At 39.9% G+C, this 16,909-nt stretch carries 17 protein-coding genes and 1 other annotated feature; of the genes, 2 read left to right on the top strand and 15 right to left on the bottom strand.

Annotated features, from left to right (window positions below):
- Positions 1 to 51 precede the first annotated feature (51 nt).
- Positions 52 to 591 (bottom strand): biotin transporter BioY, encoded by a 540-nt coding sequence (locus JOC54_RS08935; RefSeq protein WP_204465791.1) that lies wholly within the window; start codon positions 589 to 591, stop codon positions 52 to 54.
- Positions 592 to 747: 156 nt separating this feature from the next.
- Between JOC54_RS08935 and JOC54_RS08930 the strand changes: the two genes are divergently transcribed.
- Positions 748 to 1,194, top strand: coding sequence for a cyclic pyranopterin monophosphate synthase MoaC (locus tag JOC54_RS08930; RefSeq protein WP_204465789.1), 447 nt, complete (start codon positions 748 to 750; stop codon positions 1,192 to 1,194).
- A 44-nt stretch (positions 1,195 to 1,238) separates the two neighbouring features.
- Here the strand turns inward: JOC54_RS08930 and JOC54_RS08925 are convergent, their stop codons facing one another.
- The 13 genes from JOC54_RS08925 to JOC54_RS08865 form a co-directional block, all read right to left on the bottom strand.
- On the bottom strand, positions 1,239 to 1,757 hold the full coding sequence (locus JOC54_RS08925) for a type 1 glutamine amidotransferase domain-containing protein (RefSeq protein ID WP_035441969.1): 519 nt from the start codon (positions 1,755 to 1,757) through the stop codon (positions 1,239 to 1,241).
- Positions 1,758 to 1,855: 98 nt separating this feature from the next.
- The gene (minD, locus tag JOC54_RS08920; protein ID WP_035419696.1) at positions 1,856 to 2,650 is read right to left on the bottom strand and encodes a septum site-determining protein MinD; all 795 of its coding nucleotides are present in this window, start codon (positions 2,648 to 2,650) and stop codon (positions 1,856 to 1,858) included.
- Positions 2,651 to 2,680: 30 nt separating this feature from the next.
- On the bottom strand, positions 2,681 to 3,361 hold the full coding sequence (gene minC / locus JOC54_RS08915; RefSeq protein WP_035419698.1) for a septum site-determining protein MinC: 681 nt from the start codon (positions 3,359 to 3,361) through the stop codon (positions 2,681 to 2,683).
- Between the two features lie 67 nt (positions 3,362 to 3,428).
- Positions 3,429 to 3,953, bottom strand: coding sequence for a rod shape-determining protein MreD (gene mreD, locus JOC54_RS08910; protein WP_035419700.1), 525 nt, complete (start codon positions 3,951 to 3,953; stop codon positions 3,429 to 3,431).
- Complete coding sequence (gene mreC / locus JOC54_RS08905) at positions 3,950 to 4,840, bottom strand: rod shape-determining protein MreC (protein WP_204465787.1); 891 nt, start codon at positions 4,838 to 4,840, stop codon at positions 3,950 to 3,952. The genes mreD and mreC overlap by 4 nt, the downstream gene beginning before the upstream one ends.
- A 10-nt stretch (positions 4,841 to 4,850) precedes the next feature.
- On the bottom strand, positions 4,851 to 5,882 hold the full coding sequence (locus tag JOC54_RS08900; protein ID WP_035419705.1) for a rod shape-determining protein: 1,032 nt from the start codon (positions 5,880 to 5,882) through the stop codon (positions 4,851 to 4,853).
- A 252-nt stretch (positions 5,883 to 6,134) separates the two neighbouring features.
- Positions 6,135 to 6,821, bottom strand: a complete 687-nt coding sequence (gene radC, locus JOC54_RS08895) for a RadC family protein (protein ID WP_204465785.1) — start codon at positions 6,819 to 6,821, stop codon at positions 6,135 to 6,137.
- Between the two features lie 14 nt (positions 6,822 to 6,835).
- Entirely contained in the window at positions 6,836 to 7,417 is a 582-nt protein-coding gene (locus tag JOC54_RS08890) for a Maf family protein (RefSeq protein ID WP_204465782.1), read from the bottom strand.
- Between the two features lie 125 nt (positions 7,418 to 7,542).
- Positions 7,543 to 9,480, bottom strand: coding sequence for a S9 family peptidase (locus tag JOC54_RS08885; protein WP_204465780.1), 1,938 nt, complete (start codon positions 9,478 to 9,480; stop codon positions 7,543 to 7,545).
- Between the two features lie 101 nt (positions 9,481 to 9,581).
- Positions 9,582 to 10,667, bottom strand: a complete 1,086-nt coding sequence (locus JOC54_RS08880) for a hypothetical protein (protein ID WP_204465778.1) — start codon at positions 10,665 to 10,667, stop codon at positions 9,582 to 9,584.
- 45 nt (positions 10,668 to 10,712) lie between these two features.
- A complete protein-coding gene (locus JOC54_RS08875) occupies positions 10,713 to 11,444 on the bottom strand; it encodes a prepilin peptidase (protein WP_204465776.1) in 732 nt (243 codons plus the stop codon).
- Positions 11,445 to 11,520: 76 nt separating this feature from the next.
- The gene (locus JOC54_RS08870) at positions 11,521 to 12,789 is read right to left on the bottom strand and encodes a bifunctional folylpolyglutamate synthase/dihydrofolate synthase (RefSeq protein WP_239586636.1); all 1,269 of its coding nucleotides are present in this window, start codon (positions 12,787 to 12,789) and stop codon (positions 11,521 to 11,523) included.
- A gap of 59 nt (positions 12,790 to 12,848) precedes the next feature.
- A complete protein-coding gene (locus JOC54_RS08865) occupies positions 12,849 to 15,491 on the bottom strand; it encodes a valine--tRNA ligase (RefSeq protein WP_204465775.1) in 2,643 nt (880 codons plus the stop codon).
- Positions 15,492 to 15,541: 50 nt separating this feature from the next.
- Positions 15,542 to 15,762: a binding site (T-box leader), on the bottom strand.
- Positions 15,763 to 15,918: 156 nt separating this feature from the next.
- On the opposite strand from JOC54_RS08865, the gene JOC54_RS08860 reads away from it, so the two are divergent.
- A complete protein-coding gene (locus JOC54_RS08860; protein WP_035419711.1) occupies positions 15,919 to 16,131 on the top strand; it encodes a YszA family small membrane protein in 213 nt (70 codons plus the stop codon).
- Here the strand turns inward: JOC54_RS08860 and JOC54_RS08855 are convergent.
- Positions 16,128 to 16,835 carry a DUF1129 domain-containing protein gene (locus JOC54_RS08855; RefSeq protein ID WP_204465774.1) on the bottom strand — a complete coding sequence of 236 codons (708 nt, stop codon included), beginning with the start codon at positions 16,833 to 16,835 and terminating at the stop codon, positions 16,128 to 16,130. The genes JOC54_RS08860 and JOC54_RS08855 overlap by 4 nt on opposite strands.
- Positions 16,836 to 16,909: the final 74 nt, after the last annotated feature.

Raw genomic sequence — 16,909 nt, 5'->3', positions numbered from 1 at the left:
ATGTGAAAGCGCCACGGTTCTATTTAACCACGGCGCTTTTCCTTTTTATCTTTATGTAATTGAACCGTTTAATGCTCGTACAACTCGTATTCCTACTAATGCCGCGATTATTGCTTTAATCAGATCTCCAGGGATAAAAAATACGTTTAACATCATTGCATCTTGGAATGAAAAAGCAGTTGTTAATGCCATGTATGTAGCACCACACACATACAAAAGTACGATTCCGATTAAACAGTTCATCGTCATTAACTTCCAACTTACAAGGTTTTTCTTTTTTGAAACATACAGCCCAATAAAAAAAGCAACCAGAACCCAGCCGAATATAAACCCACCTGAAGGACCAAGCAGTACTCCAACACCCCCTCTTCCTCCAGAAAACACAGGTAATGAACACGCTCCTAGTAGGATTAATAACATCATAGACAATGCACCTCGCCGAGCACCTAAAATCGTTCCAGCTAACATCGGTGCGATGGACTGCAGTGTAATTGGGATCGGCGATATCGGAATGGGGATAGGAGGGATTGCTCCCATAACAGCTGTTAAAGCGGTCATCATAGCAATGAGGCTCAAATCTTTTAATTTCATACCAATTGTTCCTCTCTTTTTTTACACTATAAAAGAGATTCGCTTAATATGTCAACCATAATTTTAATCGGGTTTACAATATGATATACAGACTTGACTTTCATAATTTGAGTCGCTTATGATAAAAGAGATATGTTTGTAGGAGAGAGGGATAGCATGAGGCGAAAACAAGAGCATCTAGGGCTAGGCATGAGTGATATATCTGGTGTAAACGCAGTATGGCAGCACGCCATTGCCAAATCTAGCGTACAGATTACAACCGAACTCTATGAAAGCCTGCAAACTGGACCGTTACGTGAACAGAGTGTTTTTGAAAATGCTCGCTTTGCAGCGACCATGGCAGCAAAAAACACGTCATCTATTTTGCCATACAGCTATCCAAAAGAATTAACCTGCGTCCTTATTACATTTGACTGGAAGATCAGTGCGAGCGTTTGGGAATTACTTATACAAGTGGAAGTAAAAGCGAAACATGCAACACCCGTTGACACGGAAGCAATGACGTCGGCTTCTATTGCAGCATTATCCATTTATGACTCATGTAATAAATTATCTAAATCAATTGTATTAGGTCCAACTTATTTATCAAGAAAAGGTACATAGAAAAAGCGGATCGCTCTACTGAGGGCGATCCGCTTTTTTATCTATTAGCCTTCTAAAACACGGAGCGATTCCCGATTAAACGCGGGCAAATCATCTGGTGTTCGACTCGTAACAAGATTATTTTGGCAAACTATGACTTCTTCATCTTTGAAATTTGCTCCCGCATTAATTAAATCAGGCACGATTGGCTTTACTCCAGTAACCGTTCGACCTTTTAAAACATCAGCATTAATTAGTAACTGTGGACCGTGGCATATTGCCATAATTGGCTTCCCTTGATCAGCAAATACTTTGGTAAAATCAACGAAGCGATCATCTCCTCTTAGCTGATCTGGTGAGAAACCACCTGGAAGAAGCAAGGCATCAAAATCATCGGGAGCAACCTCATCAATCCCTTTATCAATAGTCACAGTTGAATCTCCTTGTTTTCCCTTAACGATATTTCCAGCTTCTTTTTCAATTGTAATCAATGTATGACCAGCAGCTTCTAATTTTTCTTTCGGGTCTGTGTATTCAATGTCCTCAAACAAATCGGTAATTAAAACAGCAATTTTCTTAGCCATGTTTACTCAATCATCCCTTCAAAATAGACTCTACTGTTATTAGTTCCCGCTAATAGTTTGCCTAAACATAAAAAAAGAGACTTGAAAAATCAAGTCTCTTAACGAACGCCGAATAGCTTTTTTATCTTTGAAAAAACAGAAGTTGGCTCTTCAATTGCCATTAATGGAATGGTTTCTCCAAGAATTCGTCTCGCTATGTTTCGATAGGCAATAGACGCTTTACTTGTACTATGTAAAGCAATTGGTTCACCTTTATTTGAATGCTTAATTACTTGGTCATCATCTAAGACCATTCCAATTAAATCAATAGCAAGTATTGAAGTAATCTCATCTACATCAAGCATTTCTCCATTTTTTACAAGATGAGTACGAATTCGATTAACTACAAGACGAGGTCGTTCAACTTCTTCTTGTTCAAGCAATCCAATAATCCTATCTGCGTCACGAACCGCCGAAACTTCGGGTGTTGTAACGACAATCGCTTTGTCGGCCCCTGCGACAGCGTTTCTAAATCCATGTTCAATTCCAGCGGGACAGTCGATAATAACAAAATCATATTCTTCTTTGAGCTCATCAACCAAACTCTTCATTTGCTCCGGCATGATATCTGTTTTATCTTTTGTTTGCGCTGCTGGCAACAAATATAGATAATCAAACCGCTTATCTTTTATAAGTGCTTGATTTAATTTGCAGCGTCCTTCTACAACGTCAACAAGATCGTATATGATCCGATTTTCTAATCCCATAACTACATCGAGATTCCGCAGGCCAATGTCTGCGTCGATTAAGCATACCTTCTTACCTTCCAGTGCAAGCGCAGTCCCAATGTTTGCTGATGTAGTTGTTTTTCCTACACCACCCTTGCCACTTGTAATAACGATTGCTTCGCCCACGCTCATTTCCCCTTTCTATCATCCATGAATCTACGAAACGGCTTCTTTTTCACGTAAGAATTCTACATCTAACAGACCTTGTACTTTTTCAATTACTATTTCGTTTTCTACCTTATTTAGGAAAGCAGCGCGCATCTGCGTTTCTTCCAGTGTTTGATCTGCAAAGTTCCGCCACGTTGAAGCAATTTGCAAATGTGTCGGGGTCATTACCGCTGCACAGATCATCGCTTGCTCATTCCCCTCAGATCCTGCATGAACCTTGCCTTTCAATGCGCCCATTACGTAAATGTTTCCTGTCGCAACAAGTAACCCACCTGGATTTACGTCTCCAATTAACAAGACATTTCCTTTAATTGTAACAACCTGACCAGAACGAATCATTCGCACCATCGTGACGGTTTGGGCTTGTTCTTCCATTGCTTTCGCTTCTTTTAATGTAACGACTGCCGATTCATATTGATCGATGCGCAAATGGCTTTCGCTCGTAATAAGTTGTTCAAGCTTTTCTCGATCTGAATCAGTAATATAGCGGTTGCCCACATTAACTTTCACATAAACGTGAGGATCATCTTTTTCACTTTTATAGTAATTCGATGATAATTTTTCTTTTAATTCATGCTCCAGTTGTTCAAATGAGCAACGATCATCTAACAGAAACGTTAACCCGTCTTTTGTGCCCTTTATTGTTACGAGTGACTTTCCTTGCGACATCTGTGTTCACCTCTACTAACTCCCATTGTAAAATTAACTTTCCACATCCAGCAAAAAAAATCCTGCTTTAGCGGTCACGAAAGCTTGCTTGTTCATTTACATGTTGAGCCAATTTCCGAAAAGGTAGTACAAGTATAATAGCAAAGGCACTATTAAATATAAGAGTTGGTACCAGTCTATTTGTAAAAAATACACTACCAGACATATCGGTAACGCCAAGAACATAAAACAATCCATATTGATAATACTCAAACAGAAAAACGCTTGATATACAAATTAAAACAGCCCACAGCACTGACTCTTTAACTACTTTTAAAGGTATTGAAAAAAGATAGCCTAAAAACGCGAAGCCGAATAAATAGATACCTAAATAATTCGTATAGACAACATCGTAAATAAGCCCAAAAGCAAGTCCATAAATTAGCGCTACTTGCTTACCAGAATAAAGTCCAATTAATACAATAACCATTAAAGAGAATCGGGGAATGATGAACTGTGTAGCATCGGTATAGTTCTGCATAATGTATGGCAAAAGAGAACCTTCAGCAACTAAGAGTAGGGAGAGAACGAGAGAGAAATAGACTCTGCTCATTCGTTCTCACCTTCTTCAGTAACATCACTATCCATTGATGGCAAGTGACGTTGAACAACAAAGACATAATCTAAAGCCGAAAAATCAGCTGTTGGTTCAATAAAGATATTTTGCGAGAGTCCATATTCATCGACTTCCACATGACTTACTTCCCCAATCAAAAGTCCAGAAGGATAGACGTCTCCTAGTCCAGAAGTCGTTACCGTTTCACCCTCATTAATCTCTAGTTCAATATCGACTTTCCGCATGATTAATAAATCATCAGATACATCGTAACCCTCAATAAAACCAATTGCCGGATCTTGTTCTTCGTCTTCTGTCATAACTTGTGCGGACACTCGATTTGTCGGGTCATTGTCACTTAATAGCTGAACGTACGAAGTGAATTTACTAGAATCACTAACTTTCCCGATTAACCCACCCTGAGAATCAATGACGGCCATGTCATTAGTAACATCATCGGTTTGTCCACGGTTTATCCCAACATACTGTTCCCAAGCATCTGGCGAACGATTAATAATCACAGCGGATAAACGAGAATAATCGCTCAGCGTCTCATCAATCTCAAGCATCCCTCTTAATCGTTCATTCTCTTCTTCGAGTAAATCTTTCTGCACGGATAACTGAGTATATTCTTCTAAACGTGTTCGTAACAATTGATTTTCTTCATATACATGGATGATTTCTTGGACGTTTTCATAAATACCACCAAAGAAATGAGCTGGCGCTGACACTAGGTTCTGAACCCAACCAACCGCATCTCTCATAATTTGCTCAGGCTCTGACAAGTTTCGCTCATCCCTCATTGTAAAGCCAATGAGTGCCATTAAGATAATAATGCTAACCAATAGGACGATGAGCTTTTTATTGGAGAAAAATGACCTCATCCTTTACTCCTTACTTCCAGTCCGATCTAGCTGAACCCGCTTTAGTACGGAACAAGTGAATATTCTCAAGCGCTTTTCCTGTTCCAATTGCCACACAGTCAAGCGGATCTTCTGCAACAATAACTGGCATATTCGTCTCTTCGCTTAACACTTTATCAAGGTTTTTAAGAAGCGCTCCTCCACCAGTTAACACAATACCACGATCCATAATGTCAGCAGCAAGCTCAGGTGGGGATTGCTCAAGTGTGTCTTTCACAGCTTCAATGATCGTCTCAACCGTGTCCGAAAGCGCATTGGATATTTCTTCAGCCGTTACAGTAATCGTCTTTGGAAGACCTGTTAATAAGTCTCTTCCGCGAATATCCATTTCAACTTTTTCTTCAAGATCAGGACTGGCATCACCGATTTCTAGTTTTAACGTTTCTGATGTACGCTCACCAATCATTAGGTTGTACGTTTTTTTCACGTACTGGATAATTGCATCATCCATTTCATCACCAGCAACTCGAATGGACTGACTTGTCACAATTCCACCTAGCGAAATAATCGCAACTTCTGTCGTTCCTCCACCAATATCAACAACCATACTACCAGTTGGTTCCCAAACCGGTAAATTCGCACCGATTGCTGCCGCAAACGGTTCTTCAAGCGTATATGCTTCTTTTGCTCCAGCTTGTTTTGTTGCGTCTTCAACAGCACGCTTTTCAACAGCTGTTATGCCAGAGGGCACACAAACCATAACAGCAGGTTTTCTGCTAAACATAGAGCTGTTCTTCATCGCTTGTTGAATAAAATACTTTAGCATCGTTGCCGTTGTATCAAAATCAGCAATAACGCCATCTTTCATTGGGCGAACAGCCACGATATTTCCTGGAGTACGACCAATCATATTTTTAGCATCGTTTCCTACCGCTTGAATGGAATTGGTATCGGTTCTTAAGGCAACAACAGAAGGCTCCCGCAAAACAATCCCTTTCCCTTTTGTATAAACAAGCGTGTTTGCTGTTCCTAAATCTATTCCAATATCTCTGCTACCAAACATATTTATGTAATCTGCAAAGCGAGTGCTTTGTGACGCACATCCTATTAGCTTTGCAAATATCCTCCCTTAGTTACACGTAGGTTCGTGTCTATTCAAATGTCAAACAATTTTAATTTAGTCATTCATTAGTAAAGCATATCAATTCATGTCGTAATATAAACTCATACCCTCTATTATATCGAATAATTGCCAAAAAAAATAGCCTTAAAGTTCCCTAGGCAAAAAAATCTCTTCACATTGTTATTCACTATTTTACATGGTTAAGAACCCTCGTTCTTTTAAACTAATAAAGCAGTTTTCACCGACGACAATATGATCGAGCAATGTAATTCCAAGGATTTTACCAGCTTCATCTAAACGCTTTGTCACACTAATGTCTTCAGTGCTTGGTGATGGATCGCCACTTGGATGGTTATGGAGACAAATTACAGCTGCGGAGGACGTACGAAGCGCTTCTTTAAAGACTTCTCGAGGATGAACAATACTGGCATTTAAGCTGCCAATAAAGACGGTTTTCTGTTTTATTACATGATTTTTTGTATTTAAGTAAAGTGCGACGAAATGTTCTTGCTGCAATCCTTTTAAATCATCGGCAACCACTTCTACAGCATCCTCGGGAGACGTAATAATCGTTTTATCTCCACGCTGCTCGCGCTGAAGGCGTCGGCCAAATTCTATTGCTGCCATTAGCTCAATTGCTTTCGCCACCCCAATACCAGGAATATGCTGCACTTCCTCTAAAGAAGCTTCGCTTAAATGCGTCAACGTTGTATATCCCGCTAACAGCTCAGAAGCTACATGTAATGCAGAATATTGTTTGGTTCCAGTTCGAAGCAACAGAGCGAGCAATTCTTGATTCGAAAGCGCTTTTGGCCCCTCGCGTAAAAAGCGTTCGCGCGGGCGCTCTCTCTGAGGCACATCTCGAATAAATAAAGTCAATGCATCAAGTCCTCTCAATTCGGTTTTATTTGCGGATAAATATGGAACGAAGCTAATTCTTTTACAGTTCTTGCAAGTGGTAGACCTGCAACTGTATAAAAATCGCCATTAATATGAGAAACAAACATCGCACCTAAACTCTGAATACCATAGCCACCAGCTTTATCGAAAGGTTCATCCGTTTGCAAATACGCATCTAATTGTTCTTCAGTAATCTCCGCCATCGTCACACGCGTTGTTTCGGAAAAAACAACTTTTTTTTCCTTGTGTACAATCGCAACCCCAGTTGAAACGAAATGTGTATTTCCAGAAAGCGCTGTTAACATTGCTCTCGCATCTTCTTTCGTTTGAGGCTTACCAAGATGAATACCGTCATAAGAAACAATTGTATCTGCACCTAATACCACATGATCAGCATAAAGATCTGCGGCATAGGTTGCCTTGCGCAAAGCTAGCTGGCATACTGCTTCTTCTAAAGTTTGATTGGTTTCAATCGTTTCATCAACATCGCTTGAAAAAGTAGAAAAATTGAAGTGGCATTGCTTAAGAAAATCACTGCGCCTCGGGGAACTTGAAGCTAAAAGAAGAGAATTCATTTATGTGGACACCTCTACAGTCTTTTTTTCTATTGTACAGGCTTCTTATTAGTTTACCAATATATACACGCCAAAAACAACAAAAAAATCGTTTATCCAAAAAGACAAACGATTTTTTCATTATTTTATAAATAGCGATCAAACCAATTGCTGATGGCATTTAATCGTTCAATACGTAAATTTGGTTTGCCACTTCTGGATAATTCATGGTTCGCTTCTGGAAAGCGAATAAATTCCGTTGTTTTATTTCGTTTTTTCAATTCAATATACAGTTGCTCTGCTTGCTCGATAGGGCAGCGCAAATCATTTTCGCCATGAAGAATTAATAAGGGCGTTTCCACAGCATTAACATAGCGGAGCGGTGAGTGCTTCCAAAGCGTATCTAGATCGTTTAAATCCGCTTTAATTTGCCAATCCGTAAAATAATAGCCAATGTCACTCACGCCATGAAAACTAATCCAGTTTGAAATTGAACGTTGCGTAACAGCAGCTTTAAATCGATTTGTATGACCAACTGCCCAGTTTGTCATGAACCCGCCATAACTACCACCAGTTAGCCCGATTCGATCAGGGTCGATCCATGTGTTCGTCTCAATCGCATAATCAAGCACATCCATTAAATCGTCAAAATCTCCTCCACCATAGTCTCCTCTGACTGCATCGACAAATGCTTGACCATAACCGTGACTTCCTCGAGGATTTGTATATAAGACACCGTACCCTTTCGCTGTAAGCATCTGAAATTCATGGAAATACGTGTGAGCATACATGGCGTGGGGGCCACCATGAACTTCTAAAATTAAAGGAAAGGTCGCACCATCCTTATATGTATTAGGCTTCATCAGCCATCCTTCAACCTTTGTACCATCAGCTCTTTCAAGCTTAATTTTTTCAGGTTTATTTAATTGAAACGTCTCTTCAATGCCTTTATTTAAAACCGTTACTCGCTTTAATTCTCCATTTTCTAATTGAAACAATTCACTTGGATTGACACTATCACTGTATGTAACGTATAGGTTTTTTTGATTCAATGTAAAACCATTTATATGACCTGTCGTTTCTGAATGCTGTTCTACCTTACCGTCTAAGTGAAATGACCAAACGTTAACCGCCCCTTCACTTGAAACAAGTGCGTAAATAGCATTACTCTCTTCATTAAAAATTACTTGATTTGCACCGGTATTCTGTAAAAAATCACCAATTGCTAAATCACCAATAAGGATATCGCGTCCATCGTTTAAAAGTCTCTTCTGATTTGTCTCTAAATCAAAGAGGTACAATGAAGGCAAGGTTGCGTTTTCGAATTCACGATAATGTCCTAAGAGAACAACTAACTTTCCGTTTGGCGATACGGCGGCACCACTAACTGCCATTGGCTCGTCCGTAATCTTTGTTTCTTCTTTAGATACTAAGTCAATCAAACAAACATCTGCAGTGAATGAAAAATCTCGATCCTCACTTTTATCTCTGGCGACCAAAACAGCCGTTGAATCTGCTGAGAATCCGAGCAGTTGCGTGTCAAAATCTGCTTCTGTTAGCCAAGTCTTCTTACCTGTAATCACGTCTACCGCTACAACTCGGAGAATGCTCTCGTCATGAAGCCCTCGTGCATCTGATTTGTATTTCATTTTTTCGATATGTACCGGTTTTGGAAAAGCCTTATCTACTTTGGCTTCTTCCTTATAATACGTCGTATAAGCTAGTTTCTTTCCATCTGGAGACCAAAAGAATGAGGTAATTCCGTTATTTTCATCCGTCACTTTCCTAGCCTCGGCTAACCCTTCTTTAACATAGAGCTGCATTTTTCCAGCACGGTTTGATAAAAAGGCTAGTTTATCATCAACTGGTGACCATTTTGGCATACTGTTTTTTGTTTCACCAAACGTTATTTGAACAGCCGGCTCGTTTGAATTTACTTTATTCACATGCAAATGCGCGTGGTACTCGTTTGTTTCTTTGTCTATACTCGTTACAACGCTCACAACCATTTCCCCGTCTGCAGAAAAGTTCGGGCTTGTAACGGTTTTGAATTCATATAATGAATCTGCTTGAAGTTGTTTCATTGTTTCTCCTCCTTTTTTTTAAAAGTATATCGAATTATTTCGTGTTTAGAAAGAATTAAATCTGTTAATCAGAAAAAAAAGATACTTCTCTCTCGAAGTATCTACTTTCTTATGGCATAAACGGTTTGTTCATACATAACTAAAGCTTGCAATAACGCCTGCTGTGATTCCCATAAATACGTTGCATCTTTATTCTGATTGTACTCAACAAGCTTTTGACCAGCTAGATGAAGCTCATCACTCATTGATAGTGCAAATGGCATGGCAGTATCTCCAATTTGTGAAAACGCGCGGTCTCTTGCCTCTTTTAACTGATCTAGACTAGTGGTTACCGTCTCCATCTGTTCTTGATTTAACGTCGTTGTCCCCTCATTTATTAATTGAGCTGATGTTATTTCACTTAAATGAACGAGCGTTGCATGGGCACTAGAAAACCAATTCGCAGCGGATTCTCCCTCAATACTTGTTTCCCCACCATCAACGGTATATGTTTTAACATATACCTCTTGACCTCTATCGTTAATTAATTGTCCAAGCGCTTGAGCCTTTGACTGATCATTGGCAATCCCCATGAACATATACTGTGTTTCTTCCCCAGTCGTTAGCACCGCTGGTAATCCCTGTTGTTGTGTCTCTAATACAACTTGCTCCCCTTTTTCTTTTTCGGAAAAAGCTGCCCCTTGTATCACATCCATATGAATCGTTGGAAAGGCAACCGTGTCTTGCATCGCAGCTGTTGCTGGTATTGCAGGTTCAGCTGACAATCCTTGAGTTGCATGATCTTGAATAATCATTTGATACATCACCACACCTAATCCAAGTCCAACAACAATGGCGGAGAAAACAGCAGCAACAACCGCCCAAGGCAAGGCTTGTATTCTAAATTTATTCTTACGTCCATGTGGGGGTAATTTAGGTGATAAGGAACGATTGCCATCATCCCAAAACGGTTCTCGTCCACTTTTCTTCTGACCAAATTTTTTTGTGAAATCTATTACTTTATCGGGTTTTGGAATAAATTGATCGGCACTGTTATCGTTTATTCTTTCCTCTTTACCTGCATGAAATGGTTCCTTATCCCATGTTTGAATTTCAATTTTTTCTTCTTGTTTGGGCTTGGGTGCTGGTTTAGGTTTGTTATCGGTTTTTGGAAACGTAAAGGACATCGTATGCTTGGATTCTTTCATTGACTTACACCCCTCTCTATTCTATTTTATGAGGCTTGTCTCTTTTTAGAACTGAATCGAATAAAAATAGACTAAAAGAGTGGCTAGGCTAATAAACGGCGCAAAAGGGATTTTACTTTCAACTGCTAAACGTCGCTTCTTTATAAAAATAAATGCGAACACCAGTGTAAATAGTGAGGAAAACAGTAAAATAAACAAAAGCAGCTCAATACCAAATAAAATCATCAACAAGAGGAACAGTTTTACATCCCCACCACCTAATTTATTTAACCAAGAAGAAAGGATTAAAACGATAAGCACGCTAAGAGAAATCACCAGAAAATAAGAAGTTATTTCATAAGATGGGAGATAAATAAGTCGGAGAATGAGTAATGGAATTGCCAAACCAAGCAACATACTCGAAGGGATAAGCATCCGATGGAGATCTGTAATCGAAATAAGTACAAGTAGCGAAATTAATAATAGAGCTACAAGTAGTTCAAGCTGGAAACCAATGATTGTCCAGGATAATAAGAATAACGCTCCACATAACACTTCAACAATGAAATAGTAGATCGGCAAACGGCATTTACAATACTGGCATCTTCCACATAATAGTAAGTAGGATAAAATTGGAATTAAATCAATTACCCTAAGTGTCTCGCCGCAATTTGTGCACGCCGACCGACCAAATAAGCTGTCTAGATAAGATTCACGCGTGCCCAATACCAATAAAAATGAACCGACAGTAGCACCCGTAAAGGCCATATAAACGCCAACGATTAATGAGGCATTCAAGAAAATGTCAATCCTCCTCTACTTATACGATTGTATAAATAAAATTCAACATCTTCTTATCATTACCTGCAAAAAATTAAAACATTTTTTGCAGGTAATGGCGTACGTCTGAGATAAAATACAAGGATCCCGTAATGACAAGTAAATCTTGTTCCGTCTCGATTTTGTCCGACAGGAATTTCTGCCAATTTAATACGATTGATTTTTCATTCACATCTGCTTGATTATATAATTGCTCAGCAGATGCAGCTCGGTGAAAGAGAAACGTCGTGAAATAATAGTGAACGTCGAGATTCTCCATTGCATTCACAAGCAGGGTCATATCCTTTTCAACTGTTGAGGCAATAAGTAAGTGAATCGTTTTGTCTCCAGCTAAGTCTTTCAAAGCAGCCGCTAATGCTGCATACCCTTCCTGATTATGTGCGCCATCAATTAAAACATTTTCTTGCATCGCTTCTAACCTACCTGGCCAAAGAGCCTTATGTATTCCACTCTTTTTTGAGCTCAAACTGATGTTTTTGCCCAATAAGGTCCTCAACAAATCAACTGCTTTTAAAGCCAATGAAGCGTTATGATGCTGGTGCTCACCAAGCATCTTCATCTGGTATGTGACTGAGTCATGATCATGATAGACAAAGGAATTAAGCGTACTATTTGAATAGGAAAATGTTTCCCCTAACGAGTAAAGTGGGGCTTGTTTAGAGACTGCTACATCATTGATTACTTTTCTCGCTTCAGGTTCGATTGCACCGATAATAACCGGAACCTGTTCTTTAATAATTCCCGCTTTTTCATAAGCAATTTCTTTAAGCGTGGAACCGAGGATATGCATATGATCATGTCCAATCATCGTTATGATTGATAGGATTGGCGACAGTACATTGGTTGAATCAAGACGCCCTCCTAATCCGACTTCAATTAAGCAGATATCTGGTTTAACTCGCGTCCCAAAATAAACGAACATCATTGTTGTAATTACTTCAAATTCGGTTGGCGATCCAAGCGCCGTTTGCGCTAATTCTTCAACGAGAGGGCGAACTTCAGTTGCTATTGATACGAGATCCTCTTCTGATATGGGTTCTCCATTAAAAGATATTCGTTCTTCAAATCGCTCTAGATAAGGAGACGTAAATGTTCCAATTTTTAACCCTTCTTCTTGCAGGATATGGCGGACAAAGCTTAAAGTAGAGCCCTTACCATTTGTCCCGCCAATATGAATGGCCGTTAGTTTGTTTTCTGGATGATCTAATCGCTCAAGCATCCACTCCATCCGTTTTAAACCCGGCTTTACCCCGAATGGTAAAAGGGAATGAATCCATGAAATCACTTCTTCTGCTTTTTGCAATTCACTCTACTCCTTTCTTAAAAGTAGCCCAGCGAACAATCGAACGCTGAGCTTCATTCTTATGCTTTTAATTCCGCAATTCGATCAATCACTGATTGTCTCTTTGCTTCATAGTCTTGCTTCTTGCTCTTCTCTTCTTCAACTACATTCGCTGGCGCCTTTGCAATGAAACCTTGGTTTGCTAGTTTCTTTTCGATTCGCTCTACTTCTTTTGATAATTTTTCTTTTTCTTTGTCGAGGCGTTTCACTTCAGCATCAATATCAAGTAACCCTGCTAAAGGTAGAAAAAGTTCCATACCTGTTAAAGCGTGCGACATTGCTTTCTCAGGCGTTTTTAATGACGTAGCTATTTGCAGATCACTTGGATTTGCAAACTTCTCAATGTATGATCTTCCACGATTTAAGCGTTCTGCAAATGCCTCATTCGAAGGGCGGATCATTAGTTCAATTTGCTTACTCATCGGTACATTAAGCTCTGAGCGCGTGTTGCGAATCGACTTAATGAGTGCCTTTAATGTTTCCATGTCCTCCAGCGCTTCCGGGAAATGGTGGGAAGCGTTATGTGTCGGCCACTCGGCAACCGTAATTGATTCACCTTGATGAGGAAGATGTTGCCAAATCTCCTCCGTAATAAATGGCATGAACGGGTGTAGCATACGCATCGTTTGATCAAGAACATGAGCCAACACAGAGCGTGTTGTTGCTTTCGCTTGCTCTTCTTCGCCATAGAGCGTTAATTTCGCCATTTCAATATACCAATCACACACATCATCCCAAATAAAGGAATAAAGTAAGCGCCCTGCTTCTCCAAATTCATATTTATCGATGGCGTGCGTAACGGCTTCAGCTGTTTCACCAAGCTTTGTTAGTATCCATTTGTCTGCAATCGTTTTTTCTGTTGTTAAATCAATTTGGTCAAACGTCAGCCCATCCAGATTCATTAAAGCAAAACGGGAGGCATTCCAAATCTTATTTCCGAAATTCCATGTCGATTCAACTTTTTCCCAGTAAAAACGCAAATCATTACCAGGTGTACTTCCTGTAGCTAAGAAGAATCTCAGGGAGTCGGCACCGTATTTTTTAATAACGTCTTGTGGGTCAACACCATTCCCAAGAGATTTACTCATTTTTCTTCCATCCGCATCACGAATGAGCCCGTGAATTAATACGTCTTTAAATGGTCGTTCACCTGTAAATTCTTTCCCTTGGAAGATCATGCGAGAAACCCAGAAAGGAAGAATATCATAACCTGTAACTAACACATTCGTCGGATAGTAGCGCTTAAAATCAGCCGAATCTGTATCTGGCCAACCCATCGTTGTAAATGGCCATAGAGCCGAACTAAACCAAGTATCTAGCACATCTTCATCTTGTTCCCAATTTTCTAGGTCTGAAGGTGCTTCCATTCCAACGTAGATCTCACCGGTTTCTTTATGATGCCAAGCTGGAATTCTGTGGCCCCACCATAATTGTCTAGAAATACACCAATCGCGAATGTTTTCCATCCAGCGTGAATACGTGTTTTCAAATCGTTCTGGTACAAACGTTACTTTCGTTTCTTCTGTCTCCTGCAATCCAAGCGCTTGATCTGCAAGTGGCTTCATTTTTACAAACCACTGAGTTGATAAATAAGGCTCGACAACGGCACCACTGCGCTCAGAATGACCAACAGAATGCTGATGTTCTTCAATCTTAAAGAGCACCCCTAAATCTTCAAGGTCTTTAACAATTTGCTTGCGGCAGTCAAAACGATCCATTCCTTCGTAATTAGCCGCATTCTCGTTCATCGTCCCGTCCTCGTTCATTACAAGTACGCGTGGAAGGTCATGACGATTACCAATTTCAAAATCATTCGGATCATGAGCAGGCGTTATCTTTACGGCACCTGAACCAAACTCACGATCAACATAGTCATCAGCTACAATTGGTATTTCCCGTCCAATAATAGGTAGCTTCACTTTTTTACCGATCAAATGGCTATAGCGGTCATCTTTAGGATGAACTGCAACTGCCGTATCACCAAGCATCGTTTCAGGTCTTGTTGTAGCAACTTCAATGACGCCAGATCCATCTGCGAGTGGATAATTCATGTGATAAAACGCACCGTGAACATCCTGATGGATAACCTCAATATCCGATAACGCTGTTTTCGTTTGCGGGTCCCAGTTAATGATGTATTCACCACGGTAAATAAGACCTTTTTCATAGAGTGTGACGAATACTTCATTTACAGCGTCTGATAATCCTTTATCAAGCGTAAACCGTTCACGCGAATAATCAACTGAGATACCGACTTTTGCCCATTGCTCACGAATAAATGTCGCATATTCTTCTTTCCATTCCCATGACTTATCTAAGAATCCCTGTCTTCCTAAGTCATACTTTGATACGTTGTTCTCACGCAGCCTTGCTTCAACTTTCGCTTGGGTTGCAATCCCTGCATGGTCCATACCTGGTAGCCATAGCGCGTCATACCCTTGCATACGCTTTGTTCGAATCAAAATATCTTGCAGCGTAACGTCCCAAGCATGACCTAAATGGAGTTTTCCGGTTACATTGGGTGGTGGGATTACAATGGAATAGGGCGTCTTATTCGGATCGTCGGCTGGTTTAAAATAGCCTCCTTTAACCCAGTAGTCGTACCATTTTTCCTCCGTTTGTTTCGGATCATACTTAGTGGGCATATCATGTTGATTTTCCATGGAATAACCTCCTTAAAGTTTCTTTCTAAACACAAAAAAGCCCATTCATCTCAAAGGACGAAGGGTTTGTTCGCGGTGCCACCTTTGTTCACAGCGACATTCGTGCTGTGCAACTCGAATAAAATAACGGTTTAAACCGGTTTTGCCTACTTTTTTCAGCAAAACAGCTCCCAGGCGACATTCAAGTTCTGTTATTCTAGAAGGTCTTCCAGCCATGGACCCTCCTCTCTACAGATACAGCAACTTTACTCTTCCTGATCAACGCTCCTATAAGTAATGTATGTACGTATTTTATCGCTTGTTCGCACATTCGTCAATAACAGCTTGATCATCTTTCGACTTTCTTATACGTTATCTCACTTCGAGACGTGCAACAGGGTTAAATAGCGTGCATAGACTATTAAAACAACTGACTAGGAGGTGCACGATGGGCAAACGATTTAGAGGGTATCCCCCTCCATGTCCTCCACCAGGTCCGCCAAGGCCATTTGGTCGAGTAAAAATCATCGTTATTCAATTTCTGCCGCCAATCCTTGTATTCCAATTAATAAGAACGCTCTTACTTCCAACTGCTTTTGATTTATTTTTACTCGCTTTTTTTATTGTATTCTTTATTTGTTTGTTTCTGGGGATATTTTAACGCGACTGATTATGCAGCGAGAAAAGAATAACATCGTCTCTGTTGCGGTCCATTTGTTGCTGCTCGAGTTCAATTTTCCAACGTATAACAAGCAAATAGACAAATGCCGTGCTGATAAAAAGCAAGACCGATAACGGAAACGTTAAGCGAATCGTTAATACATTATCCCATAAACGCATGCTCGCAAAAAAAAGAATAATTGCAGCCACATAACTTGTAACACTTAATGCTTTACGAAGAAATGGCCGCTTTCGTTCTCTTGTTGAATAAGCCAAATACATGCCTAATAAACTGAAACTACCTAGAAAGATCAATGGTAAAAATGAAAATGCTGTCGCTTGAACTGTTGAATCAAAAAAAGCGATAAACTGGACAATCATTTGAATGGCAAACACAATCCCGAGAATGAATAGGCCATTCCCTAACGTTCTTGCCACCCGAAGCTTAAGCGATGCTTCAGGTAAAGCAGCTAACCGTTTATCACAGTATTCATGAAGGGTTTTTTTAGTCACAGGAAGGTCAAGTTGATTTTTCTCGGCATACATCCATTCATCTAACACATTCATAATGACTTGATCAGCTTGTCGTTTTGAAATGGAACTAGAGCGTATATAATTTATTGCTTCTTGAACCAATCGTTGTTTTTCTTGACTCAATCGCTCAAGACGTTTATTTATTTCAAAATCAATTGAATTCTTCATCATAGATCGTACACGCCCTTTGTGTAATCGTTTGTATGTAGTAAATTTACCCGAAAAAGAATGATTATAAGCATTTT

The sequence above is a fragment of the Shouchella xiaoxiensis genome, from assembly GCF_016907895.1.
GTDB lineage: Bacteria > Bacillota > Bacilli > Bacillales > Bacillaceae_D > Shouchella > Shouchella xiaoxiensis.
This window is presented reverse-complemented; position numbering and strand designations above follow the sequence as displayed.

Coding starts and splice junctions, on each gene's coding strand:
- JOC54_RS08935 (WP_204465791.1), bottom strand. CDS start 591: ATGAAATTAAAAGATTTGAGCCTCATTGCTATGATGACCGCTTTAACA.
- JOC54_RS08865 (WP_204465775.1), bottom strand. CDS start 15,491: ATGGAAAATCAACATGATATGCCCACTAAGTATGATCCGAAACAAACG.
- mreD (WP_035419700.1), bottom strand. CDS start 3,953: ATGAGCAGAGTCTATTTCTCTCTCGTTCTCTCCCTACTCTTAGTTGCT.
- JOC54_RS08925 (WP_035441969.1), bottom strand. CDS start 1,757: ATGGCTAAGAAAATTGCTGTTTTAATTACCGATTTGTTTGAGGACATT.
- JOC54_RS08880 (WP_204465778.1), bottom strand. CDS start 10,667: ATGAAAGAATCCAAGCATACGATGTCCTTTACGTTTCCAAAAACCGAT.
- JOC54_RS08885 (WP_204465780.1), bottom strand. CDS start 9,480: ATGAAACAACTTCAAGCAGATTCATTATATGAATTCAAAACCGTTACA.
- JOC54_RS08930 (WP_204465789.1), top strand. CDS start 748: ATGAGGCGAAAACAAGAGCATCTAGGGCTAGGCATGAGTGATATATCT.
- JOC54_RS08900 (WP_035419705.1), bottom strand. CDS start 5,882: ATGTTTGGTAGCAGAGATATTGGAATAGATTTAGGAACAGCAAACACG.
- mreC (WP_204465787.1), bottom strand. CDS start 4,840: ATGAGGTCATTTTTCTCCAATAAAAAGCTCATCGTCCTATTGGTTAGC.
- minC (WP_035419698.1), bottom strand. CDS start 3,361: ATGTCGCAAGGAAAGTCACTCGTAACAATAAAGGGCACAAAAGACGGG.
- JOC54_RS08860 (WP_035419711.1), top strand. CDS start 15,919: ATGGGCAAACGATTTAGAGGGTATCCCCCTCCATGTCCTCCACCAGGT.
- JOC54_RS08890 (WP_204465782.1), bottom strand. CDS start 7,417: ATGAATTCTCTTCTTTTAGCTTCAAGTTCCCCGAGGCGCAGTGATTTT.
- JOC54_RS08855 (WP_204465774.1), bottom strand. CDS start 16,835: ATGATGAAGAATTCAATTGATTTTGAAATAAATAAACGTCTTGAGCGA.